This window comes from Pseudomonas cerasi, from assembly GCF_027983475.1.
GTDB classification, from domain to species: Bacteria; Pseudomonadota; Gammaproteobacteria; order Pseudomonadales; family Pseudomonadaceae; genus Aquipseudomonas; species Aquipseudomonas cerasi.
In genome coordinates, this window is record NZ_JAQJVM010000001.1 from 953,506 (window position 1) to 978,150 (window position 24,645).

The 24,645-nt window shown below is 60.8% G+C and carries 16 protein-coding genes, 1 other RNA gene and 1 pseudogene; 11 read left to right on the forward strand and 7 right to left on the reverse strand.

From position 1 onward, the window contains the following. Nucleotides 1-15 precede the first annotated feature (15 nt). Genes xdhC through xdhA form a run of 3 tightly spaced genes read right to left on the reverse strand, consistent with a single transcriptional unit; the run spans nt 16 to nt 4,818 of the window. Nucleotides 16-855 carry a xanthine dehydrogenase accessory protein XdhC gene (xdhC, locus tag PI739_RS04170; RefSeq protein ID WP_003371452.1) on the reverse strand — a complete coding sequence of 280 codons (840 nt, stop codon included), beginning with the start codon at nt 853-855 and terminating at the stop codon, nt 16-18. Further along, on the reverse strand, nt 852-3,371 hold the full coding sequence (gene xdhB / locus PI739_RS04175) for a xanthine dehydrogenase molybdopterin binding subunit (RefSeq protein ID WP_054081142.1): 2,520 nt from the start codon (nt 3,369-3,371) through the stop codon (nt 852-854). Before xdhB ends, xdhC begins: the two co-directional genes overlap by 4 nt. After that, nucleotides 3,364-4,818, reverse strand: coding sequence for a xanthine dehydrogenase small subunit (gene xdhA / locus PI739_RS04180; RefSeq protein WP_054081141.1), 1,455 nt, complete (start codon nt 4,816-4,818; stop codon nt 3,364-3,366). Before xdhA ends, xdhB begins: the two co-directional genes overlap by 8 nt. A 276-nt stretch (nt 4,819-5,094) precedes the next feature. Here xdhA and PI739_RS04185 point away from each other — a divergent pair, with 276 nt between their 5' ends. The 5 genes from PI739_RS04185 to PI739_RS04205 all read left to right on the forward strand — a co-directional run bounded on the left by PI739_RS04185 (nt 5,095) and on the right by PI739_RS04205 (nt 14,491). Continuing rightward, nucleotides 5,095-5,754 carry a GntR family transcriptional regulator gene (locus tag PI739_RS04185; RefSeq protein WP_003371456.1) on the forward strand — a complete coding sequence of 220 codons (660 nt, stop codon included), beginning with the start codon at nt 5,095-5,097 and terminating at the stop codon, nt 5,752-5,754. A gap of 4 nt (nt 5,755-5,758) precedes the next feature. Next, nucleotides 5,759-9,247, forward strand: coding sequence for a chromosome segregation protein SMC (smc, locus tag PI739_RS04190; protein WP_054081140.1), 3,489 nt, complete (start codon nt 5,759-5,761; stop codon nt 9,245-9,247). 250 nt (nt 9,248-9,497) lie between these two features. After that, nucleotides 9,498-10,361 carry a cell division protein ZipA gene (gene zipA / locus PI739_RS04195; RefSeq protein ID WP_003371459.1) on the forward strand — a complete coding sequence of 288 codons (864 nt, stop codon included), beginning with the start codon at nt 9,498-9,500 and terminating at the stop codon, nt 10,359-10,361. A gap of 129 nt (nt 10,362-10,490) precedes the next feature. After that, the gene (ligA, locus tag PI739_RS04200; RefSeq protein WP_004413950.1) at nt 10,491-12,854 is read left to right on the forward strand and encodes an NAD-dependent DNA ligase LigA; all 2,364 of its coding nucleotides are present in this window, start codon (nt 10,491-10,493) and stop codon (nt 12,852-12,854) included. 470 nt (nt 12,855-13,324) lie between these two features. Beyond that, nucleotides 13,325-14,491 carry a zinc-binding metallopeptidase family protein gene (locus PI739_RS04205; RefSeq protein WP_003371461.1) on the forward strand — a complete coding sequence of 389 codons (1,167 nt, stop codon included), beginning with the start codon at nt 13,325-13,327 and terminating at the stop codon, nt 14,489-14,491. A gap of 56 nt (nt 14,492-14,547) precedes the next feature. Here the strand turns inward: PI739_RS04205 and PI739_RS04210 are convergent, their stop codons facing one another. Beyond that, a complete protein-coding gene (locus tag PI739_RS04210; RefSeq protein WP_003371464.1) occupies nt 14,548-15,036 on the reverse strand; it encodes a GNAT family N-acetyltransferase in 489 nt (162 codons plus the stop codon). Nucleotides 15,037-15,262: 226 nt separating this feature from the next. Here PI739_RS04210 and ffs point away from each other — a divergent pair. Further along, an RNA gene (ffs, locus tag PI739_RS04215) (signal recognition particle sRNA small type) lies at nt 15,263-15,359 on the forward strand. A 180-nt stretch (nt 15,360-15,539) separates the two neighbouring features. On the opposite strand, the pseudogene PI739_RS04220 reads toward ffs, so the two are convergent. Further along, nucleotides 15,540-16,192: pseudogene (locus PI739_RS04220) on the reverse strand (DUF1826 domain-containing protein). Nucleotides 16,193-16,528: 336 nt separating this feature from the next. On the opposite strand from PI739_RS04220, the gene PI739_RS04225 reads away from it, so the two are divergent. Then, nucleotides 16,529-17,653 (forward strand): mechanosensitive ion channel family protein, encoded by a 1,125-nt coding sequence (locus tag PI739_RS04225; protein WP_003315176.1) that lies wholly within the window; start codon nt 16,529-16,531, stop codon nt 17,651-17,653. Between the two features lie 5 nt (nt 17,654-17,658). Here the strand turns inward: PI739_RS04225 and acpA are convergent, their stop codons facing one another. Beyond that, nucleotides 17,659-19,344, reverse strand: a complete 1,686-nt coding sequence (acpA, locus tag PI739_RS04230) for an acid phosphatase (RefSeq protein WP_004413947.1) — start codon at nt 19,342-19,344, stop codon at nt 17,659-17,661. Nucleotides 19,345-19,437: 93 nt separating this feature from the next. Beyond that, on the reverse strand, nt 19,438-20,232 hold the full coding sequence (locus PI739_RS04235; RefSeq protein WP_054081138.1) for a substrate-binding periplasmic protein: 795 nt from the start codon (nt 20,230-20,232) through the stop codon (nt 19,438-19,440). 100 nt (nt 20,233-20,332) lie between these two features. Between PI739_RS04235 and dnaX the strand changes: the two genes are divergently transcribed. The 4 genes from dnaX to pdxB all read left to right on the forward strand — a co-directional run bounded on the left by dnaX (nt 20,333) and on the right by pdxB (nt 24,574). Continuing rightward, entirely contained in the window at nt 20,333-22,543 is a 2,211-nt protein-coding gene (gene dnaX / locus PI739_RS04240; RefSeq protein WP_060708856.1) for a DNA polymerase III subunit gamma/tau, read from the forward strand. Nucleotides 22,544-22,604: 61 nt separating this feature from the next. Then, complete coding sequence (locus PI739_RS04245; RefSeq protein WP_002552818.1) at nt 22,605-22,931, forward strand: YbaB/EbfC family nucleoid-associated protein; 327 nt, start codon at nt 22,605-22,607, stop codon at nt 22,929-22,931. Nucleotides 22,932-23,087: 156 nt separating this feature from the next. Further along, nucleotides 23,088-23,342 (forward strand): sulfurtransferase TusA, encoded by a 255-nt coding sequence (gene tusA, locus PI739_RS04250; protein ID WP_003371482.1) that lies wholly within the window; start codon nt 23,088-23,090, stop codon nt 23,340-23,342. Between the two features lie 89 nt (nt 23,343-23,431). Then, nucleotides 23,432-24,574 (forward strand): 4-phosphoerythronate dehydrogenase PdxB, encoded by a 1,143-nt coding sequence (gene pdxB / locus PI739_RS04255; RefSeq protein WP_003436743.1) that lies wholly within the window; start codon nt 23,432-23,434, stop codon nt 24,572-24,574. The last annotated feature ends 71 nt before the right edge of the window (nt 24,575-24,645 follow it).

Below are 24,645 nucleotides of genomic sequence, written 5' to 3' on the forward strand. Positions count from 1 at the left end.
CACTCTCGTTGTGACTCATTGCGACTGACTGCGGCGCGATGCAGGCAGCAGTCTGGCGATAGGTTCGGCGTTGGCGGTGTGTTGGCCAAAGCTGACATTGTAAGTGGCGATTATTTCCGCGGCGATCGACACCGCGATCTCGATGGGCAGCTTGCCTTTGACCTCGGCCAGGCCCATCGGGCAACGCATGCGTTGCAGCAGACTGGCGTCGAAACCGCGTTCCCGCAAGCGATGTTCGAACTTGACCCGTTTGGTTTTCGAGCCGATCAGTCCGAAGTAACCGAAGTCACCACGCCCGAGGATGGCGGCGGTCAGTTCCAGATCCAGTTGATGGTTGTGGGTCATCACGACGCAATAGGTGCCCACAGGCAGTTGCGCGACCTCGTCGACCGGCTCGTCATTGACGATCTTCATCACGCCATCGGGCATCGACTCGGGGAATTCATGCTCGCGGCTGTCGATCCAGCGCACCCGGCAGGGCAGGCTGGCCAGCAGCGGCACCAGCGCGCGGCCGACATGACCGGCACCGAACACGGCGATCTGCGCGACGGGCTCGCCCATCGGTTCGAACAACAGCACGTTCACGCCGCCGCAGCACTGGCCCAGGCTTGCACCCAGGTTGAAACGTTCCAGGCGCGTCTGCCGTGTGCCGCTGGCAAGCATCTCGCGGGCGATCTCCATGGCCTTGTATTCCAGGTGGCCGCCACCGATGGTGTCGTGGATGCGCTCGGCGCAGACCACCATTTTCGATCCGGCATTGCGCGGCGTGGAGCCCAGCTCCTCGATGATCGTCACCAGAATGCCGGGTTCACCACGGGCCTGCAGCTCGGCCAGGGCGCTGATCCAGTTGTTCATTTCTGCTCCAGGACAGAGTGATCCAGGCCAGGCGCCTTCGCGAGCAAGCTGGCTCCCACGGGGGCATCCTGAATAGGTAAGGGCGAGCCTGGCGAAGCTTCACTTGTCCGCGAAGAGGCTGAAACAATCGGCTCGGCGCCTTCGCTGGATGCGCGACGCGCGGCGCTGTTCTGGCGCATCTGTTCACAGCCCCACAGCACTTTTTCCGGCGTCGCCGGGGCGTCGATGTTTGGTTGATGACGGTAGTCACCCAGGCTCGCCACGGCGTCCTTGATCGCGCACCAGGCGGCGATGCCGAGCATGAACGGCGGTTCGCCAACGGCCTTGGAATGAAACACCGTGTCTTCCGGGTTCTTGCGGTTCTCTACCAGCTTGATGCGCAGATCGAGCGGCATGTCCGCCACTGCCGGGATCTTGTAGGACGCCGGGCCGCTGGTCATCAGCTTGCCCTTGTCATTCCACACCAGTTCCTCGGTGGTCAGCCAGCCGGCGCCTTGAATGTAGCCGCCTTCGACCTGACCGATATCGATGGCCGGGTTAAGCGACGCGCCGACGTCGTGCAGGATGTCGGTGCGCAACATCTTGTATTCGCCGGTCAGCGTATCGACGATGACTTCCACGCAGGCTGCGCCAAAGGCGTAGTAATAGAACGGCCGGCCACGCGCCTGGCTGCGGTCGTAAAAAATCTTCGGCGTCTTGTAATAGCCGGTGCTGGACAGCGACACCTGGCCCATCCATGCCAATTGCGCCAGTTCGGCGAACGGCAGGAACAGCTCGCCGATCCGCACATGGCCATTGCGGAACTCGACGTCCGCTTCGCTCACCTGATAGTGCCTGGCGGCAAACTCCACCAGCCTTTGCTTGAGGATTTCAGCGGCATTCTGTGCCGCCTTACCGTTCAGGTCCGTACCGCTCGAAGCGGCAGTGGGCGAGGTGTTGGGCACCTTGTCTGTGTTGGTCGCGGTGATCTGGATGCGCTCGATGTCCACCTGGAACACCTCGGCCACGACCTGCGCAACCTTGGTGTTCAAGCCCTGGCCCATTTCGGTGCCGCCATGGTTCAGGTGGATGCTGCCGTCGGTGTAGATATGAATCAGCGCACCGGCCTGATTGAGAAAACTGGCGGTAAACGAGATACCGAACTTGACCGGCGTCAGCGCCAGGCCTTTTTTCAGCACCGGGCTGCCGGCATTGAACGCATGAATCGCTTCGCGGCGCTCGGCGTACTGGCTGCTTTGCTCGAGGTCGGCGGTCATCTCTTCCAGCAGGTTGTGTTCGACCGTCTGGTAATAGTGGGTGACGTTACGCTCGGTCTTGCCGTAATAGTTGGCCTTGCGCACGTGCAGCGGGTCCTTGCCCAGGAAACGTGCAATGCAGTCCATGACCTCTTCGATGGCGACCATGCCCTGCGGGCCGCCAAAGCCCCGGTAGGCGGTGTTGGAGGCGGTGTGCGTCTTGCAGCGGTGGCCGTTGACGGTGGCTTCACCGAGGTAATAGGCGTTGTCGGCATGAAACATGGCGCGGTCGACGATGGACGCCGACAGGTCCGGCGAATAGCCGCAGTTGCCGGCCAGATCCAGTTGTATGCCCTGCAAGCGACCGTCATCATCGAAACCCACGTCGTACTCGATGTAGAACGGGTGGCGCTTGCCGGTCATCTGCATGTCTTCGAAGCGTTGCAGGCGCATCTTGGTGGGCTGGCCGGTCAAGCGGGCAATCACGGCGCACAGGCAGGCCGGGCTGGCCGCCTGGGTTTCCTTGCCGCCAAAACCACCGCCCATGCGCCGCATGTCGACCACGATGCGGTTCATTGGCACGCCCAGCACCTCGGACACCAGCTTCTGGATTTCCGTGGGGTTCTGGGTCGAGCAATAGACGATCATGCCGCCGTCTTCGGTCGGCATCACCGACGAGATCTGGGTTTCCAGGTAAAAATGTTCCTGGCCGCCAATGTGCAGGTTGCCCTGCAGGCGGTGGGTTGCGCTCGCCAGCGCAGCGGCAGAGTCGCCACGCTTGTGCGTATGGCTGTCGAGCACGAAGTGTTTCTGGCGCAGGGCCTGGACCACATCCAGCACCGGTTCCAGGTCTTCGTATTCGATGATCGCCGCCATGGCCGCCTGGCGTGCAATGTCCAGGTCGCGAGCCGCCACGGCGAGCACCGGTTGCCCGACGAACTCCACCTTATCGATGGCCAGCAGTGGGTCGCCGGGCAGCAACGGCCCGATGTCCTTGAGCCCCGGAATATCCTGATGGGTAATCGCGATGCGTACACCTTCGAAGGCGTAGCAGGGCGAGGTATCGATGCTGACGATACGCGCATGGGCACGGTCGGAAAGACGTGCGTACACGTGCAACTGGTTGGGAAATTCCAGACGATCGTCAATGTACACCGCTTCGCCGGACACGTGCTTGTCGGCACTGTCGTGCTTGACGCTGCGGCCGACGCCGGTGTTCAGGCCTTGTTGAAATACTGCAAGCATCTCGGCCTGGGTGAGGTGTGGGGAATGCTCAGACATAGTCAGTCACCCGCGTTGGAACGGCTGGGGTCTGTAACTCGATGAAGTACTTGCGCAGCAGGTTTTGCGCGCTCAACAGGCGGTATTCCTTGCTTGCGCGGAAATCCGACAGCGGAGTGAAATCCTCGCTCAGTGCAGTGCAGGCGCGTTCGACGGCTGCATGGCTCCATGGTTGCCCGATCAGCGCCTCTTCGCAGGCCGCTGCACGTTTCGGAATCGCCGCCATGCCGCCGAACGCCACGCGAGCCTCGTGGACCATGCCATCTTCCAGGGTCAGGCGAAAAGCCGCGCAGACCGCCGAGATGTCGTCATCGAGCCGCTTGGAGACTTTATAGGCGCGGAAGATCTGCCGCGATGTGGCGGTGGGCACGATGATCTTTTCGATGAACTCGCTTTCCTGGCGGGCCGTGACCTTGTAGTCGATGAAATAGTCTTCCAGCGCCAAAGTACGCTGACTGTTGCCTTTGCGCAGCACGACCTGCGCGCCAAGGGCGATCAGCAGCGGCGGGGAATCGCCGATGGGGGAGGCGTTGCCGATGTTGCCACCCAGCGTGCCCTGATTGCGGATCTGCAACGAGGCGAAGCGCTGCAGTAACTCGCCAAAGTCCGGGTACTCGGCCTTGAGTGCGGCATAACAATCGGTCAGCGGAGTCGCTGCGCCGATCTCCAGGCGGTCGTCGAAACGCTTCACGCCCTTCATCTCGTCGATGTGTCCGACGTAAATCATCACCGGCAACTGTTTGTGAAACTGCGTGACTTCCAGAGCCAGATCGGTGCCTCCGGCCAGCAGGCGCGCCTGCGGATGGCTGTCGTAGAGGTCCGCCAGATCCGCCACGGTCAGCGGAATGAAGCAGCGTTTTTCGCCGTCATTCAGTTCATCGGTGCCGGCCGGAGCGATGGCGCGCAAGCGTTCGACGGTCTGCGCCTGGCGCTGATCGAACTGATCCGGCAGGCGCTGCGCGCAAGACTGCTCGGCGGCGGCCAGAATAGGGCGGTAGCCGGTGCAGCGACACAGGTTGCCGGCCAGGGCTTCGTGGGCCTGATGGGCATCGGCTTCGCTGCTGTTCTTTTGCAGGGCAAACAGCGACATCACAAAGCCCGGGGTACAAAAGCCGCATTGCGAGCCATGACACTCGACCATCGCCTTCTGCACGCTGTGCAACTGGCCCTGATGCCTGAGGTCTTCGACGCTGATCAATTGCTTGCCGTGCAGCGACGCCATAAATGTCAGGCACGAATTGAGGCTGCGATAACGCAGCGTTTGCTCGCCGTCAGCGTCACTGTGCAACTCGCCCACCACGACGGTGCAGGCACCGCAGTCACCACTGGCACAACCTTCCTTGGTACCGGGCTTGTGTGCCTGCTCACGCAGGTAGGTCAGCACGGTCATGTTCGGATTCAGGCTGCGCTCGGTTTTTAGCTCTTGGTTCAAAAGGAACTGAATCACGGCGCAAAGCCCTCACGTTTATTGTCATCAGACATGTCGATGAATCTATCAGCTCTGTTTATTGGGTCAATTTGTTTCTGACTTCGGAGTCAGGAAATTGAGTTTTTCGGCGATCTGCCGATCAAACAACCTCTGGTTCTTGAATCGCCTGCCGGGTGTATTCAAGGTTTTGCGTATTTCGTGCCAGTTTCCGTGTTTATGGCCCTGCGCCACCCGTGCCGGTTGCGATACACTCCGCGACTTGCATGCTGAACTGGTTTTTTCTGAAGGATAGTCATGACGTTCAAGGCCCCGGACAGCCTCGCTGAGCAAATTGCTCATCATCTTGCCGAGCGGATCATTCGCGGTGAGCTCAAGCCTGGAGAGCGTATTCAGGAGCAGAAAGTCACGCAGGCGTTGAACGTCAGCCGTGGCTCCGTGCGCGAAGCACTGCTGATTCTGGAGCGCCGCCACCTGGTGGTGATCCTGCCGCGTCGTGGCGCGCAGGTCACGGTGCTCAACGCCCATAACGTCACCAGCCTGTGCTGCCTGATGAGCGAGCTTTACATTCTGCTGGCCAATGCGGTGGTCGAGCGCTGGAAGACCGAGGACGATCTTGCGCCGTTTCTGCAGATACAACAGCGTCTGCAGGGCAGTTTCCAGCAGCAGGACGTCAACGCATTCGTCGAAGAGAGCTTCAATGTGATGCGCGCGGCCTATCCTTTCGCCAACAACCCGTACCTCGAGGAAACCGTCGAGAACCTGCAGCCTTCCATGAGCCGCAGCTATTTCCTCGCGCTCGAGCAACGCAAGGCTGATATGGGTGACTACCTGGCATTGTTCGACGAACTGCTTGGCGCAGTGGTGGCGCGGGACATACCGAAGATTCGTGTCGTGCTGGTCAGCTACTGTCAGCGCAGCTGCCAGCTGGTGCTGGCCGCCCTGGCAAAGGGCTGACGCCGTGCGCCTGAAGTGCATCAAGCTGGCGGGGTTCAAATCTTTCGTCGACCCCACCACGGTGAACTTCCCCAGCAACATGGCGGCTGTCGTCGGCCCCAATGGCTGTGGCAAATCCAATATCATCGACGCCGTGCGCTGGGTGATGGGCGAAAGCTCGGCCAAGAACCTGCGCGGCGAGTCGATGACCGACGTCATCTTCAACGGCTCCACCAGCCGCAAACCGGTCAGCCAGGCCAGCATCGAACTGGTCTTCGACAACTCGGACGGCACGCTGGTCGGCGAGTACGCGGCGTATGCGGAAATCTCCATTCGCCGCAAAGTGACCCGCGACAGTCAGAACAGCTACTACCTCAACGGCACCAAATGCCGCCGTCGCGACATCACCGACATCTTCCTCGGCACCGGCCTGGGGCCGCGCAGCTATTCGATCATCGAACAGGGCATGATCTCCAAGCTGATCGAAGCCAAGCCCGAAGACCTGCGCAACTTCATCGAAGAGGCCGCAGGGATTTCCAAGTACAAGGAGCGGCGCCGGGAAACCGAAAACCGCATTCGTCGCACCCACGAGAACCTGGCGCGTCTGACCGACCTGCGTGAAGAGCTCGAGCGTCAGCTGGAGCGTCTGCACCGACAGGCTCAGGCCGCCGAGAAGTATCAGGAATACAAGGCCGAAGAGCGTCAGTTGAAAGCGCAATTGTCGGCCCTGCGCTGGCAGGCGCTGAATGATCTGGTGGGGCAGCGCGAGGCGGTGATTGGCAATCAGGAGGTCGGCTTCGAGGCGCTGGTGGCCGATCAGCGCAGTGCCGATGCCAGTATCGAAAGGCTGCGCGACGGCCACCATGACCTGTCCGAGCGCTTTAACCTGGTGCAGGGCCGCTTTTATTCGGTCGGCGGCGACATTGCCCGCGTCGAGCAGAGCATTCAGCACGGTCAGCAGCGGCTGCGCCAATTGCAGGATGACCTGCGCGAAGCCGAGCGTGCCCGCCAGGAAACCGAATCGCACCTTGGGCACGACACCACCTTGCTCGCCACCCTCGGCGAAGAGCTGGAGATGCTCGAGCCCGAGCAGGAAATGACCAGCGCCGCCGCCGAGGAGTCGGCCATCGCTCTGGAAGACGCCGAAGCGGCCATGCAGGGCTGGCAGGAGAAGTGGGACGTCTTCAATCAGCAATCCGCCGAGCCGCAGCGTCAGGCACAGGTCCAGCAGTCACGCATTCAACAGCTGGAACAGAGCATCGAACGCCTTGCAGAGCGCCAGCGGCGGCTGGCCGAAGAGCGTCAACTGCTGGCCGCTGACCCGGAAGATGCGGCCATTCTGGAATTGAGCGAAGACCTCGCCACCCGTGACATGACCCTTGAAGAGCTGCACATGGGCGAGGAGCAGGCGGTCGAGCGTCTTGAACAATTGCGCGAGGCGTTGCAGCACGCCAGCCAGGCGCAACAGCAGGCGCAGGGCGAGCTGCAACGGCTCAACGGCCGGTTAGCGTCCCTGGAAGCGTTGCAGCAGGCGGCACTTGACCCGGACACCGGCACTGCCGAGTGGCTGCGGGATCAGCAACTGGCCGAACGGCCGCGTCTGGCCGAGGGGCTGAGCGTCGAAGCCGGCTGGGAACTGGCCTTGGAAACCGTGCTTGGCGCGGATTTGCAGGCCGTGTTGGTGGATGACTTCGACGGGCTCGATCTGGCCGGTTTTCAGCAGGGCGATCTGCGCTTGATCAGTGCGGGTGCCGACACGGTTCGCGCGCCCGGTAGTTTGCTGGAAAAGGTCGACAGCACGGTTGATCTGTCCGCCTGGCTGGGTCAGGTGATACCGGTGGAGAACCTGGACCAGGCGCTGGCGCGGCGTGCACAACTCAGCGCCGGGCAAAGCCTGATCAGCCGTGACGGCTACTGGGTGGGGCGGCACTTTTTGCGTGTACGCCGCGCCAGCGAAGCGCAGAGCGGGGTGCTGGCGCGCGGTCAGGAATTGCAGCAGCTGGGTCTGGAGCGCGACGAGCGCGAAGCGACTCTGGCCACCCTGGAAGAGCAGTTGCTGGTCTTGCGCGAGCAGCAGTCGCAGCAGGAAGACGCTCGTGAGCAGTTGCGCCGTCGCGTGCAGGACGAAACCCGTCAGCAAAGCGAACTGAAAGCGCAGTTGTCGGCGGTCCGGGTAAAAGTCGAGCAGTTGACCCTGCGGCGCTCTCGTCTTGATGAAGAATTGGCCGAGTTGGGTGAGCAACGCGCTGTCGAGCACGAGCACCTCGGCGAATCGCGCCTGCAATTGCAGGATGCACTGGACAGCATGGCGCAGGATACCGAGCAGCGCGAGGTGCTGCAGGCCCAGCGTGATGCGCTGCGTGAGCGTCTGGACCGGATACGTCAGGATGCGCGGCAGCACAAGGATCACAGTCATCAGCTGGCGGTGCGTCTGGGCTCGATCAAGGCGCAATACGATTCGACCCGTCAGGCGCTGGAGCGCCTGCGCATGCAGTCCGAAAGGCTGACCGAGAAGCGCGAGCAACTGAGCCTGAATCTGGAGGAGGGCGAGGCACCGCTCGAAGAACTGCGCCTCAAGCTTGAAGAACTGCTGGAGCGGCGCATGGTGGTCGATGACGAAATGCGCATCGCCAAGAACGCACTCGAAGACGCTGACCGCGAATTGCGCGAGGCAGAAAAGCGCCGCACCCAGGCCGAGCAGCAATCGCAGCTGCTGCGTGGCCAGCTGGAACAACAGCGTCTGGAGTGGCAGGCGCTGACGGTGCGTCGCAAAGCCTTGCAGGACCAGTTGCATGAAGACGGCTATGACCTGCATGGCGTGCTTGCGACACTGACGCCGGAAGCCAGCGAACAGGCTGCCGAGCAGCAACTGGAAAGCATCGCCGGGCGTATTCAGCGCCTGGGCGCGATCAACCTCGCGGCCATCGACGAGTATCAGCAGCAGTCCGAGCGCAAGCGCTATCTGGATGCGCAGGATGCCGATCTGGTCGAAGCGCTGGACACTCTGGAAAACGTCATTCGCAAGATCGACAAGGAGACCCGAAACCGCTTCAAGGATACCTTCGATCAGATAAACAGCGGAATTCAGGCACTTTTCCCAAAAGTTTTCGGTGGCGGCTCCGCTTATTTGGAACTGACGGGCGAAGATTTACTCGATACTGGGGTGACAATCATGGCGCGTCCCCCCGGCAAGAAGAACAGCACCATTCATTTGCTGTCGGGTGGTGAAAAAGCCCTGACGGCGCTGGCGCTGGTTTTTGCCATTTTCAAACTCAATCCTGCGCCGTTTTGCATGCTTGACGAGGTGGATGCGCCGCTGGATGACGCCAACGTGGGTCGCTATGCACGTTTGGTGAAAGAAATGTCACAAACGGTGCAGTTCATCTATATCACCCACAACAAGATCGCCATGGAAATGGCTGATCAGCTGATGGGGGTAACGATGCACGAGCCCGGCTGTTCGCGGCTGGTGGCGGTGGATGTGGAGCAGGCGATGGCGCTGGTGGATGCCTGATTCGACGCCTCGTTTTGCGGGCAAGTGGCTGTCCAGAGGCCTGAAAACGAGACGCTGGTACATGAGATGGCAACTTGGGCGGCGAAGAGACGTAACAGACGGTGTAAAGTTACCTTTGGTCGTGCTAGTTTAGTGACCACTTTTTATTTTCGCGTGGGCGAATTGCCAGTCAGAACATAGACTTGGCACCACGTATTAAAGGGGTTTAGGCCCTTATTTTCAGATTTCTTCATTAGAGGCACTGGATTACATGGAAATCGGTCTGCGCGAGTGGCTGATCGTCATCGGCATAATAGTCATCGCCGGTATTCTCTTTGATGGCTGGCGCCGTATGCGCGGCAGCAAGGGTAAATTGAAATTCAGACTGGATCGGAGCTTCTCCAACCTTCCGGATGAAGAAGAGACCACGTCTGCCGAACTGCTCGGGCCGCCTCGTGTGCTGGATACCCACAAGGAGCCGCAGCTCGACGAGCACGATCTGCCGTCCATGAGCGCCAGCCCGCGTGAAGGCAAGCGTGGCAACAGCGAGAAGCGCAGTGACAAGAAGCGCAAGGATGAGCCACAGCAGGGCGACCTGAACCTGGATCTCGACGGCCCGAGCCTGTTTACCGCACGCGACGACGATTTCCCGGACGACAAGCCGGCCCAGCGCATCACCGAAGACAAGGACCTGCCTCCGGTAGAGGAAGTGCTGGTCATCAGCGTGATCTCGCGCAGCGAAGGCGGTTTCAAGGGCCCGGCGCTGTTGCAGAACATTCTGGAAAGCGGCCTGCGTTTCGGTGAGATGGATATTTTCCACCGTCACGAGAGCATGGCTGGCAACGGCGAAGTGCTGTTCTCGATGGCCAATGCGGTCAAGCCCGGCGTGTTCGACCTGGACGATATCGACCATTTCAGCACCCGTGCAGTGAGCTTCTTCCTCGGCTTGCCAGGCCCTCGTCATCCCAAGCAGGCATTCGACGTGATGGTTGCCGCCGCTCGCAAGCTGGCTCACGAGCTGGATGGCGAACTGAAGGATGATCAGCGCAGCGTCATGACCGCCCAGACCATCGAGCATTATCGCCAGCGCATCGTCGAGTTCGAGCGTCGGGCGTTGACCCAGCGTCGCGGTTGAGCGAACCCTTGGGCAGGTCTCCGATCATGAGCGTGCTGCGGCCCGCTCTGGCGGGGCCTGACCTGAACAGAACAGAGCCAACAGATTAAGCAGCCTCGGCTGCTTTTTTGCTTTTTGAGAGAACACCGTATGAAGGCCGTCGAAACCCGAATCCTCGAACTGCGTGCACAGCTGGATGAGCACAACTACCGCTACCACGTTCTGGATGAGCCGAGCATTCCGGATGTCGAGTACGACCGCCTGTTTCACGAGCTCAAGGCTTTGGAGGCGGAAAACCCTCATCTGGTCACTCCCGATTCGCCGACGCAGCGGGTCGGAAGCGCGGCCTTGTCGGCGTTTACCCAGGTGCGCCACGAAATGCCGATGCTCAGCCTGGGCAACGCGTTCGAAGAAAACGACATGCTCGAATTCGATCGCCGGGTCACCGAGGGGCTGGATCTGCCAGCCGGCGACCTGTTTGGCGAAGGCAGCAAGGTGCAGTACAGCTGCGAGCCCAAGCTGGACGGTCTGGCAGTCAGCCTGCTGTATCGCGACGGCGCGCTGGTACGGGGGGCGACGCGCGGCGACGGCACCACCGGCGAAGACATCAGCGTCAATGTGCGCACAGTGCGCAACATCCCGCTCAAGCTGCAGGGCAAAGGCTGGCCGGATGTGCTGGAAGTGCGCGGTGAAGTGTTCATGTCCAAGGCCGGTTTCGAGCGCCTCAACGCCAGTCAGCTGGAAATCGGCGGCAAGACCTTCGCCAACCCGCGCAACGCAGCGGCAGGCAGCCTGCGTCAGCTGGATTCCAAGATCACGGCCAACCGGCCGCTGGAGTTTTGCTGCTATGGCCTGGGCCAGACGTCGGCGGAAATCGCCGACACTCATATTGGCGTGCTTGAAACGTTGAAAAAATGGGGCATGCCGGTCAGTCGCGAGCTGAAACTGGCGAATGGCGTCGAGGAGTGCCTGGCCTATTACCGCGATATCGGTGAGCGACGCCTGACGCTGACTTACGAGATCGACGGCGTGGTGTTCAAGGTCAATAACCTGGCAGCGCAGCGCGAACTGGGCTTCCGCGCCCGTGAGCCGCGCTGGGCGATTGCCCACAAATTCCCCGCCATGGAAGAACTGACCGAACTGCTGGATGTCGAGTTCCAGGTAGGCCGCACGGGCGCAGTAACGCCGGTCGCGCGGCTCAAGCCGGTCAAGGTGGCAGGCGTCATGGTCGCCAACGCCACGCTGCATAACATGGACGAAGTGGCGCGGCTCGGCCTGATGATTGGCGACACGGTAATCATCCGGCGTGCCGGTGACGTGATTCCGCAGGTAGTGCAGGTGGTTGCCGAGCGCCGCCCCGAGGATGCCAGGGCGGTGCAGGTTCCACAGACCTGCCCGGTGTGCGGCTCGCATGTCGAGCGCACGCAGCTGATCAAACGCAGCAAAGGCAAGGAAACCGTCACCGAGGGCGCGGTGTATCGCTGTGTCGGGCGTCTGGCCTGCGGTGCGCAACTCAAGCAGGCGATCATTCATTACGTATCGCGTCGCGCCATGGACATCGAAGGGCTGGGTGACAAGACCATCGAGCAACTGGTCGATGAGAAACTCATCGGCTCGCCTGCCGATCTGTACAAACTGAAATACGAACAGATCATCGACCTGGAAGGCTTCGCGGAAATCTCCAGCAATAAACTGCTCAAGGCCATCGCCGACAGCCGACAGCCGACCCTGGCGCGTTTCATCTATGCCTTGGGCATTCCCGATGTGGGTGAGGAGACGGCCAAGGTCCTGGCGCGTTCGCTGGCGTCGCTGGAGCGTGTCCAACAGGCCTTGCCGGAAGTGCTGACCTACCTGCCGGATGTCGGCCTGGAAGTCGCATACGAGATTCACAGCTTCTTCGAGGACGAGCACAACCGTAGCGTCATCGATGCGCTGCTCGGTGAATGCGGTTTGCAATTGCAGGACCAGGGCGAGCTGGGCGCCGAGTTCGCGGCCAGCACCACGCTGGAAGGGATGATCGACAAACTGAACATTCCGTCGGTAGGGCCGGGTGCTGCGCAGAAACTGGCGGACCGGTTCGGTACGCTGGAAGCCATCATCAGTGCCGACTGGCTGGACATGCGTCAGGCACTGCCGGAGAAGCAGGCCAAGTCGGTTCGCGATTTCTTCGACGACAGCGCAAACGCCGAGCGCGCCCGCGCCATCGAAGCCCAGCTCAAGGACTTCGGCATGCACTGGCGCAGCGAGAAAAAAACCGTCGAAGGTTTGCCGCTGGCTGGCCAGACCTGGGTACTGACCGGCTCGCTGGAGCGCATGAGCCGCGATGTCGCCAAGGAAAAGCTCGAAAGCCTCGGTGCCAAGGTGTCCGGCTCGGTCTCGGCCAAGACCCACACCGTGGTTGCCGGGCCGGGTGCCGGCTCGAAGCTGACCAAGGCCAACGAACTCGGCCTTACCGTGCTGGACGAAGATGCACTGCTCAAACGCTTGGCCGAGCTGGGTGTGGCGGTTGATTGAGGAAGACCGACGCTCCGTATGCCCTGATTATCGTGCGACGCTCCGCGTCGCATGCAGTTCTGGACGCTCTGCGTCCGGTCTTAAGTGTGATGGCGCAGCGCAGATCTGTGACGCGGAGCGTCACGCACGGCATTCCCACGCTGGAGCGTGCGGAACGATAATCCCGACTACCGTGCGATGCTCTGCTTAGGCATGTCTTGATCATCGTGCGACGCTCCGCGTCGCATGCAGTTCTGGACGCTCTGCGTCCGGTCTTGAGTGTGATGGTGCGGCGTAGATCTTTTGCGCGCAGCGTCACGCACTGCATTCCCACGCTGGAGCGTGAGGAACGATAATCCCGACTACCGTGCGACGCACCGTTTTGGCCCATGAACACGCCGTAAGCCTCATCATCCATGCCGCTCGATAATATTTTGAACCCCTGAAGCGTCGGTATGATCTAGTCCATGCAAGGTCAACGGGAGATCGCCATGTATCGCTTTTTCGAGCAACTGAGTTCACGCATCACCGCCCCATTTGTCGGCGAATCCAAACGTAACAGCAAGGTCTGGCAGTGCACCTGTGGCCAGTCGGTGTTTTTCCCCAATACCCAATGCCTGGCCTGTTCTGCAGCGCTGGGCTACCTGCCTGAGCAGGGGCGTGTCGCTACGCTCGAAGCGGGGCCTGAGCCTACTACCTGGCGCCTGAGCGATGAGCCGGGTGCCGGGCTGTATCGGCGTTGCGCCAACCTCGGCACCCCGGCAGCCTGTAACTGGCTTTTTCCAGAGCATAATTCCGGCGAATTCTGTGTTGCGTGCAGCCTCAATCACACCATTCCCGACCTGTCGGTGGTTGAAAACGGCGAGCGCTGGCGCAAGGTCGAGACCGCCAAACGGCGTCTGGTCGCGCAGCTGATTTCCCTGGGCCTGCAGGTCATTCCCAAGACTGTCGACGAAGAGACCGGCCTGGCCTTCGACTTCGTCGGTGTCGATCTGGAGGGCAACCTGCCAACCACAGGCCATGCCAACGGCCTGATCACCCTGAACATCGAAGAAGCCGACGACGCACACCGTGAAGCGATGCGCGTGCAGCTGCACGAACCCTATCGCACCTTGCTTGGCCATTTCCGTCATGAAGTCGGCCACTACTACTGGGATCGGCTCATCGCCAATACCCACTGGCAGGACAGTTATCGCAACCTGTTCGGCGACGAGCGCGCCAGCTACGCCGACGCGCTCGATCATCACTACCAGAACGGTGCGCCGGACAACTGGCAGGAAAGCTTCGTCAGTGCCTACGCGACCATGCATCCGTGGGAAGACTGGGCCGAAACCTGGGCGCATTACCTGCACATGATGGATGCGGTCGACACCGCGCTGGGGTTTGGCATGAGCGCTCGCGACATGGAGCTCGACTACCAGCCGTTTCCGCTGGAAGTGCTCTACGACCCTCAGCATCCGGGCGGCCCGGCGTTCCTGTCGTTCGTCAATGCCTGGATCGAGCTGGCGAGCATGCTCAACGAGTTGTCACGCAGCATGGGGCAGCCGGATTTCTATCCGTTCGTGCTGCCTCAAGCGGTCATCGCCAAGCTGCACTTCATCCACCTGGTTATTCAGGATGCCGGTGGCAAGGCCGATGAGGTTTTGCAGGCCCAGTAACGCGGGCCATGCCTGACACGCTTCGGCGGCGTGTCAGGCCTTTGTGCAAAAGCGGCTCAAAGCGTCAGGGTCAGCCTGCGCTCGAAACCGATCCGCCCGCGATACGCCTCACCGGTATCGATCCAGCCCTGGCCGGTATAAAGCCCGATGGCGGCCGAGTTGTCCGCATCCACCGACAGCATCAATTGAGTGATGTCCGGCCATTTCAGGCGCAACGCCGCAGGCAACGCTTGCAGGCACGCCTTGCCCAGCCCCTTGCCCTGTTCACGGTGATCGATCTGCAACGCATGCAGTGTCGCCGTCAGAGCCTCCTGAGCCCAGTGCGGCAGACAATCATCGCGCTTGAGCAGGAAGAACCCCACCGGCTTCTCGTCACCAAGCAGCGCGAAGCCGCAAATATTCGGGCTGGGTCTGACCAGAAGCGTATTGAGCGCGGTATAGATGTCGCCGGAGAACTGTATCTGTTCCTGCGTAACCTCGAGGTATCCGAGCTGTTGGCGTTGAGAGGCGCTGAGGTCGTGGTAGTCGACCAATCGAGTCTGCATGAGCAACCTGCTGGCTGATTATGGTTGAGGCGGGCAGGGTACAGGATCGAATGGCGCCGTTTCGAGGATTTGTAACGCTGATGACCGGCACGCAGTTGCCTTTCAGCCCCGGCACACAAGTGCTTGAGCCCCCTCGAAATTTTTATCCGCGGCAACGGTTGTAAACTCGCGCAAGACCGGTACAATGGCGCGGCTCGCCAACTGGTGAGTGTCGTTATGGTGACCCCATCGGTCCCCCCGCAACGATTACCCGTGAACCTGGTCAGATCCGGAAGGAAGCAGCCACAGCGGGAACATTGTGTGCCGGGGTGTGGCTGGTGGGGGCACCACCTATCTCTAGGTCCTTTTCTGAAAGTGGCCTGCTCGTAAAAATGAAAGCCTATTCCTGTTTCGACGGCGCCCTGCGCTGGCGAGAACTTCGTGCGTCTGTAAAAACAGTCTGCCCGGCACGGAGATAACCGCCGGATGTCTCCAGGCCGGCGGTTAATCCTGCATGGCCTGCCTTACTGCCATCGTGCCAGGAAGATGGAGCGACCACTCTGATGGGGCGAGCGGTGTACCAGTTTGGGAATGCTGTCTTCGCAAATACCTTTGCCCGCAAAGAAATAGAAGCGGTCTTGCTTGGCTTCTCTGGTTCTCTGCTCGACCGCCCTGGCATCCAGAGGCGTCATTTTCCCAAAATGCCCCGCTTCAAATATTCCTTCTGATTCTGCGCGCTTCACGTATTCGGTGCCGCGCCCCTCGATGGTGGCGATGCAGATGACCTTTTTCGGCCCCTTATCCTGATGCCATTGGTCTGCGCCCTGATTTTTGGCCCTTCGCAGTTGGAACTCATGAGGCCTCAATTGTTGTTGCTTCCCGGTAAGAGTGGTTGCAATGTCCTTCGCTACGGCTGTCGTTGATCGTTCGTAGTCGGTTGCTTTCAAATCAATAACCTTTCCAACGGTCTCCTGTCTCCAGGCGGGGTTACTGAGACTGCTTTGCTCATGCAAAAAACGTCTTGTAGGTTCTGCTATGGGAACGGTGAAATACCCTTTCTCCATGAGTTTTGCCGTCTTTTCCTGAATCTGTTCCGGCTTCAGCTTCAACTCATCAAAAGGCTGGGGCTGGGTGTAGTAAGCGATGTGCCAACTCCGCCGCGAATGCCGTAGGTCACGGATATTTTCCTCTGCTTGAATGTGGTGTTAACCACGAATTGGCCTTTTGGGCCGCTTGAACGCTTGGGGCTTGGTAGCCCGTCGCTCGGGGCCGTGAGTGGCAACTCATTGAGGAGAGGTTCCATGCTGTCCGATCAGTTTCGACGAACAGTGAAAACTCGGTGTGCGTTCAGGTGATCGATCAATAGCCAATTCAACTGAACCCTCACTTCCACACATCCCCTAACTCCTTACGCGTCGCTTGAAACCGTTTTACGGCAAGGGGCAATTCAAGTCGCTGCGGGTGTCACGGGCTTTTCGGTCAGGCGTCTCGCAGCAGTGGAGCCGGGGGCCGGATGGAACAGGACATCATCAGATTTTTCACAGACTCGCAATTTCTGGGCATATCGCTCGCCAACTGGATACTGGCTATTTTCGCCTCGACCCTGAGTTTTATTCTGGTCAGGGGCGTGATCGGTTTTGTGCTCAGAAAGATGCGCTCGCGTGCGGATGCGCCCAGCACGCATATGCGATACATCGTGGTGCAGGTGCTGTCGGGCACCAGTAATACGTTATTGCTGCTGGCTTCCATTCTGATCGGCATCGGCATGCTCGATCTGCCGGAGCGCTGGCTCGGGCGGGTCAGCAGTCTGTGGTTCGTGGTCGCCGCATTACAGGTCGGGCTGTGGGCGAACCGGGCAATCGCGCTCGCCTTGCAGCGCTACTTCGTGCGTCACAACGCTGGTGGCACCTTTCAGGGCAGCGCGCTGGCTACGTTGAGTCTGTGGGGGGCGAAGGTGCTGCTGTGGGCCACGGTGGTCATGGCGATGCTGTCGAACGTCGGGGTCAATATCACCGCGTTCGTCGCCAGCCTCGGGGTCGGCGGCATTGCGGTCGCACTCGCGGTGCAGAACATTCTGGGCGACGTGTTTGCTTCGCTATCCATCGCCGTGGACAAGCCTTTCGAGGTTGGCGACTTCATCGTCGTCGGTGCGTTGTCCGGCACGGTCGAGCACGTGGGCCTGAAGACCACGCGGATCCGCAGCCTGGGTGGCGAGCAGATCGTGATGGCCAACGCCGACATGATCAACAACACCATCCAGAACTACAAACGCTTGCAGGAGCGACGCATTGTCTTCGAATTCAGGCTGACCTATGACTGCTCGGTCGATCAGATAAGGGAAGTGCCGAAGAAAGTCGAAGCGATCATCAACGCGCAGAAGCTGGCGCGTTTCGACCGTTCGCATTTTCGGGGGTTTGGCGAGACATCGCTGGAGTTCGAGACCGTTTTTATCGTGCTCGACCCCAGCTACAACGTCTATATGGATGTGCAGCAGGCGATCAATCTGGACATCATGGAAGCCTTTGCCGAACTGGACGTGCGTTTCGCGTTCCCGTCCCGCACGGTGTACGTGGCGTCCCTGCCACCGGTGAAAACCGCTCGTCCGACTGCGCTGGAGGCTGCCGACGCGACCACCTGACGGGATCAGGCCGGAAACTGCAGCGCGTTGGTCAGGTCGCCCATCGGCGCCTGGCCACGCGCGATCATGGCCTCGTCACGGCGTTTCAGGCCGTCGAGTTTTTCCAGGCCATGCACGCGGGTGATCAGGCGCAGGATCGAGGCGGTGTCGTAAACCGTGTGGTCGACCTTGCCCTTGCGGGCGAAAGGGGAGATGACCAGAGCGGGAATGCGCGTGCCGGGCCCGAAGCGGTCGCCTTTTGGCGGCGCGACATGGTCCCACCAGCCGCCGTTCTCGTCGAAGGTGAGGACGATCACCATGTTGTCCCACTGCGGGCTCTTGCGCAGCACCTTGATCACCCGGTCGATGTGCCGGTCACCCGAAGCAACGTCGGCGTAACCGGCGTGCATGTTCAGGTTGCCCTGGGGCTTGTAGAAGGTTACCGCAGGCAACTTGCCCGCTTCGGCATCGGCGAGAAAGCGATTGGTGCTCGACTCGTCACCCAGCCCGCCGTCACGCAGGCGCTTCTTGCGCTCTTCAGGGTGCTGCGGCCCCTGCTGCTTGAAGTAGTTGAACGGCTGGTGATGGTATTGAAAGTTGGGGATTTTCGGGATCCCGGTGGAGTCCTTGAATTCATCCAGCGTCACTTGCCAGGCACCGGCGTACCAGGCCCAGTCAACATTCCTTTTCGACAGCTTGTCACCGATGTGCTCGTGGCTTTGCGGAACCAGCACGTTGGGCAGATCCGGTTTCGAGTAATCAGGGTTTTGCGGGTCGCGCAGCCAGGTTGGCCAGTAGGGCGGGGCCATGGTGTTGACGGCGTAGTTGTCCGGCGTGATGGCGCTGGGGCCAAATTGTGGCGGTCCGTCCATGGCGCTGGCCGGCGACTTGTCGAGCGGTTTGAGGCGCGGATCCTGCGGGTTGAAACTCTGCAAGGTAGCGATTTGCGACTTGGCCGGAGATTCGGCGGCGTTCGGGTAAATAGGCGCGGTGGCTGAAATCAGGTACTGGTGATTGAGGAACGAGCCGCCGAAAGCACCCTGAAAGAAGTTGTCACACAGCACGAACTCCTCGGCCACGTCCCACAGGCGCAGCGAATACTGAGTCTGTGCATAGTTGCCCATGGTCAGGCCGCCCGCATCCGCCCAGGCCACGAAGCGATCGTTCTTGCCGTCGTTGATCTGCATCTGGTTCTGGTAAAACACGTGCCACAGATCGCGGGTCACCAGGCTCAGCGGCAGGTCTTCACCGTTCGGTCCCTTGAGCGGGAACGGCGCGTTGGGCAGGTCTTGCTGAAACTGCTCGCCTACCGGATAAGTCACGCCATCGACGGTTTGCGGTCCTACCTGCAGCACGCCGCCCCAGGCAGGTGGCAGTTTGGACAATCGCGTGCCGTCGCGGTCGCGCTGCTCGTAATCGGAAGGCCTGAGCGAGGAGAGCGGCTTTTCGACACCGGGGAAATCGCCGAACAGGTTATTGAAGCTGCGGTTCTCGGCGTAGATCACCACAATGGTTTTCACATTTTCGCGCAAGGCGCGATCCAGCGCGGGTCCGGCAAGGTGATGATGCCGTTCGTTGTCGCCGGGCGGCTTCTCGTGGGCGGAAACGTAGCTGCTAAGGGTGACACCTGCACCCAAGGCAGCCATCCCGCCCAGAAAACGACGGCGGCTGGGGTTTTCGTTGGTATCTTCGTCGTCTGGTCTGTCGCTCATCGCCAAATACTCGCGCTGGTTAATGTGTTACCAAAGATTTCACGCGAGCGTAACCATGGAATATGACGCTATTGCGACAGCGCAGATGAAGGATCAGGGGGCCGTGGCCGTTGTGTAGTGATCGATGATCTTCTGGATCTCGCCCGACAGACGCATCTGCACCAGCGTGCGCAAAATTCTGCCCACTGGCAGGTCGGGGTTATTGCGGATCAGGCAGGCGGCTGGTTGTTCGGCGACCAGTGATATCGGCTTGAGCCTCTTGCCGACAGGCAGGTTCCGGTTGGTCCATTCGAGGATCAACTGATTGGTCACCGCGTAGTTGTAGCGCCCGGCCATCAGCTTGCCGAGCGTCTGATTCTGGGTGCGCGCGTCTTCACGGACCAGTTTGTGATTCTCGAAAAGGTGCTCCAGGGCCGGGTAGTTGTAGCCCAGCACGGTGCCGACGGTTTCGTTGTCGAACTGCTCGGGGTAGGGGCCGGCAGCCGTCGCCGCCGAAGCGACCAGCCAGTCGCGCTGATAGAGAATCGGCAGGCTCCAGAGATAATCCCCGGACAAGTCCGGGTACCACGCCTGGGCGCTGTAGCAGTGCATATCGACTTCGCCGCGCTCCAGCGCCGACTGGATGCGCAGGCGCGGCATTACGTGATAACTGGCCTCGAGGCCCACGTGGTGCGCAAGGCTTTGCATGATGTCGAACAGAATGCCGGATTCGGGACGAAAGTCGGTGATGTGCATCATCGGCATGGTCCAGCCTTCATTGACCGCAAAGCTCAAGGTCCTCTGCGCCGCGCTGCCGTTTTGCGGCACCAGCAATAGCAGGCAGGCCGCCGCTGCACGAGGCAGCCGCGGCGTGGTGAAGGCCCGAATAAAGCGCGTCAATAGAGTCATTTGCACAGCTTAGCCACAATAGAGACGGACACCAGATGCAATTTTGCCCCTGCTCGGCTAGCATTGGCGGTCTTCCGCTTACCAGTTGCGACGGTTTTAAATGAGTTATCAGGTTCTTGCACGTAAATGGCGTCCGCGCTCGTTCCGCGAAATGGTCGGCCAGGCTCATGTGTTGAAGGCCCTGATCAACGCGCTGGACAGCCAGCGCCTGCACCATGCCTATCTGTTTACCGGCACACGGGGCGTCGGCAAGACGACTATCGCGCGGATCATCGCCAAGTGCCTGAACTGTGAAACCGGCATCACCTCGACGCCCTGCGGCACCTGCTCGGTGTGCAAGGAGATCGACGAGGGCCGTTTCGTCGATCTGATCGAAATCGACGCCGCCAGCCGTACCAAGGTCGAAGATACGCGCGAGCTGCTGGATAACGTGCAGTACGCGCCGAGTCGCGGTCGCTTCAAGGTCTACCTGATCGACGAAGTGCACATGCTGTCCAGCCACTCGTTCAACGCCTTGCTCAAGACGCTTGAAGAGCCGCCGCCCTACGTCAAGTTCATCCTTGCCACCACCGATCCGCAAAAGCTGCCGGCGACCATTCTTTCGCGTTGCCTGCAGTTCTCGCTGAAAAACATGACGCCTGAACGCGTGGTCGAGCATCTGACCCACGTGCTGGGCGTCGAGAACGTACCGTTCGAAGACGACGCGCTGTGGTTGCTCGGGCGCGCCGCCGACGGTTCGATGCGTGATGCAATGAGCCTCACCGATCAGGCCATTGCCTTCGGTGAAGGCAAGGTCATGGCTGCCGATGTACGTGCCATGCTTGGCACGCTGGACCACGGTCAGGTCTTCGATGTACTGACCGCATTGCTGGAAGGCGATGCGCGTGGCGTGCTGGAGGCGGTACGCCACTTGGCCGAGCAGGGCCCTGACTGGAACGGCGTGCTCTCGGAAATTCTCAACGTGCTGCACCGTGTGGCGATTGCCCAGGCGTTGCCGGAAGGCGTCGACAACGGTCATGGCGATCGTGACCGGGTGCTGGCCCTGGCGCAGGCCCTGCCCGCCGAAGACGTACAGTTTTACTACCAGATGGGCTTGATTGGTCGTCGTGACCTGCCGCTGGCCCCTGATCCGCGTGGTGGCTTCGAGATGGTCCTGCTACGCATGCTGGCGTTTCGTCCTGCCGACAGCGAGGACGCGCCGAGGCAGCCGCTAAAGCCAGTGGGGATCAGCCAGGCCACGGTTGATTCCCGAAAAGCAGTGGCTGATGCGACACCTGTTGCATCGGCAACTTCCGCAGTGTCGACCGCCCCGGTGATGGCTGCACCTGATCCGGCCTTCGAAGCGCTGCCGCCTGCAGCGGCTCCGATGCCGGCCGCCGTCCGGCCAGCGCCCGCGGTACAACCGGAATCGAAGCCAGAGCCACAAGCCGCGCCGGTTGAAGACCTCGACCTGCCGTGGAACGAGCCGAAATCCCCGGCTGCCGAACCCGCCGCCGAAACTGCGCCTGATACCGAAGCCGCTGCCGAGCCAGTAGCCGAGCCGGTTCTGGAGACCGTTTCCGAGCAGCCCGACCTGACGCCCATGCCGACGCCTGCGCCCGCCAGCCCGGTGCCGGCCGCACCTGAAGCCGAACCGGCGCAGCCGGTTGCCGAGCAACAGGACACGCCGGCAATGCTCGAAGCCATCCCGGACTCTGCGTATCTGTCCATGCACACCGATTCGATGTCTTCCGACTCCGGGCCGATGGGCCGTGATGACGAACCGCCAGCGGACGACGATTACGTCGAGCCGGACATCGATATAGATCCGGCGTCCTACAGCTATCTGGATGAGCTGGCCCACGAAAGTGTCGTCGAACTTGAAGCCGTCGAGCCGGAGCCCGCTCCTGCCGCCAAACCGGCCACCGGTCTTGCGGCCGAATGGCTGGACGTGTTTCCCAAGCTGCCGATCTCCGGGATGACCGGCAGCATCGCGGCCAACTGCACATTGATTTCAGTCGATGGCGACCACTGGCTGCTGCACCTGGACCCTGCGCACAGCGCGCTGTTCAACTCGACGCAGCAGCGGCGCCTGAACGATGCGTTGAACCAGTATCATGGGCGCACGATCAATCTGAGTATCGAGCTGATCAAGCCCGAGCAGGAAACCCCTGCGCAGGCTGCTTCACGGCTGCGGGCCGAGCGCCAGCGCCAGGCCGAAGCCTCGATCCAGGCCGACCCGTACATCCAGCAGATGCTGCAACAGTTTGGCGCTGTGATCCGGGAAGACACGATCAAGCCCGTTGACACACCTGCGGCGCAGGCTCAATAACTGAACACAGGGCGCCGCTGGCGCCACGCAAACGAACCATCCATTTTCGAGGAGATATCCCATGATGAAAGGTGGCATGGCTGGCCTGATGAAGCAGGCGCAGCAAATGCAGGAAAAAATGGCCAAGATGCAGGAAGAACTGGCCAACGCGGAAGTCACCGGTCAATCGGGCGCAGGCCTGGTCAGCGTGGTGATGACCGGTCGTCATGACGTCAAGCGCATCAATCTGGATGACAGCCTGATGCAGGAAGACAAGGAAGTGCTGGAAGACCTGATCGCCGCCGCCGTCAACGACGCCGTGCGCAAGATCGAGCAGGCCAGCCAGGACAAGACGGCTTCCATGACGGCTGGCATGCAGTTGCCGCCCGGTATGAAGCTGCCGTTCTGACGCTCGCCCGGGTCATGATCAGTGCCAGGCCCTGTGCCTGGCATTTTTCTGTCTGCTGTCTGGCCGCGCGCCGCCATTCGGCGCCGGTATAACCATCAGCATTTGGCCTGACCGACCGAATTGAGCGACAATCGTCCCCCGTCTCTGGAGTGCCCCATGTCTGAGCCCATTGAAAACCTCACTGTCGACGCCGAGCTGGACGCCGTCGGGCTATTTTGTCCGGAGCCGGTGATGATGTTGCACCAGAAGGTGCGTGACCTGCCCGCGGGCGGTCTACTCAAGGTCATTGCAACCGATCCGTCCACGCGTCGCGATATCCCGAAATTCTGTGTATTTCTCGGTCATGAACTGGTTGCGGAGCAAGCCGAAGAGGGCACGTTCCTGTACTGGATCCGCAAGAAGTCCGACTGATCACCACATCGCTACAACCCGCGCCTGTTCACGACGCACCTGTTCCCGATTCGAGCAGGTCCCTGTTCGCCAGACCCAGAGAGTCTTCCATGCGCATTGTTGCTGACGAAAATATTCCCCTGCTCGACGCTTTTTTTGCTCATTTCGGTGAGATTCATCGCTTGCCGGGCCGCGCCATGGACCGAGCCGCTGTGGCGGATGCCGACATCCTGCTGGTTCGCTCGGTCACCGCCGTGACCCGCGAACTGCTTGAGGGCAGCCCGGTGCGTTTTGTCGGGACCTGCACCATCGGCACCGATCACCTGGATCTGGACTGGTTTCAGCAAGCCGGTATCCAGTGGGCAAGCGCTCCGGGCTGCAATGCGCGTGGTGTGGTGGACTATGTCCTTGGCAGCCTGCTGACCCTGGCTGAAATCGAAGGGGTCGATCTTGCGCAGCGCACTTACGGTGTGGTCGGTGCAGGGCAGGTGGGTGGTCGGCTGATCAGCGTATTGAAGGCACTGGGCTGGAACGTGCTGGTCTGCGATCCGCCACGCCAGGCTGCCGAAGGCGGCGACTTCGTCAGCCTTGACGAGATCCTGCAGCGCTGTGACGTGATCAGCCTGCACACGCCTCTGAACAAAACCGGGGCGTCACCGACCTGGCACTTGCTCGACGACGCGCGTTTGCGTCAGCTCGGCCAGGGCGCCTGGCTGATCAATGCCAGCCGTGGCGCCGTAGTGGATAACGCGGCGTTGCACGACGTGCTGCTTGAGCGGGAAGACCTGCAGGCCGTACTGGATGTGTGGGAGGGCGAGCCGCAGGTCAACGTCGCGCTGGCTGACTTGTGCGTTCTGGGTACACCGCATATCGCCGGTTACAGCCTGGATGGCAGGCAGCGCGGTACTGCACAGATCTATCAGGCGTTGTGTGGCTTTCTTGATCAGCCTGCGACGATCGAGCTGGACGATCTGCTGCCAAAACCCTGGCTGGCGCAGGTCAGTCTCGACGCGGCCTGCGACCCGGTCTGGGCGCTTAACATGTTGTGCCGCGGCGTGTATGACCCGCGACGTGACGATGCGGATTTCCGCCGCAGCCTGACCGGTGACACCGCCAGCCAGCGTCTGGCCTTCGATGCATTGCGCAAGCAGTACCCGCCACGCCGGGAAATCGAAGGGCTGAAGGTTCATCTGGAGGGAGAATCCGAGGCATTGGCACAACTGGTGCGGGCGCTGGGTGCAGTGCTGGTCTGATCGCCAACCGGGTCATCAGGCAATAAAAAACCCGACCGAGTGGTCGGGTTTCAAATATCTGGTACGGCTTG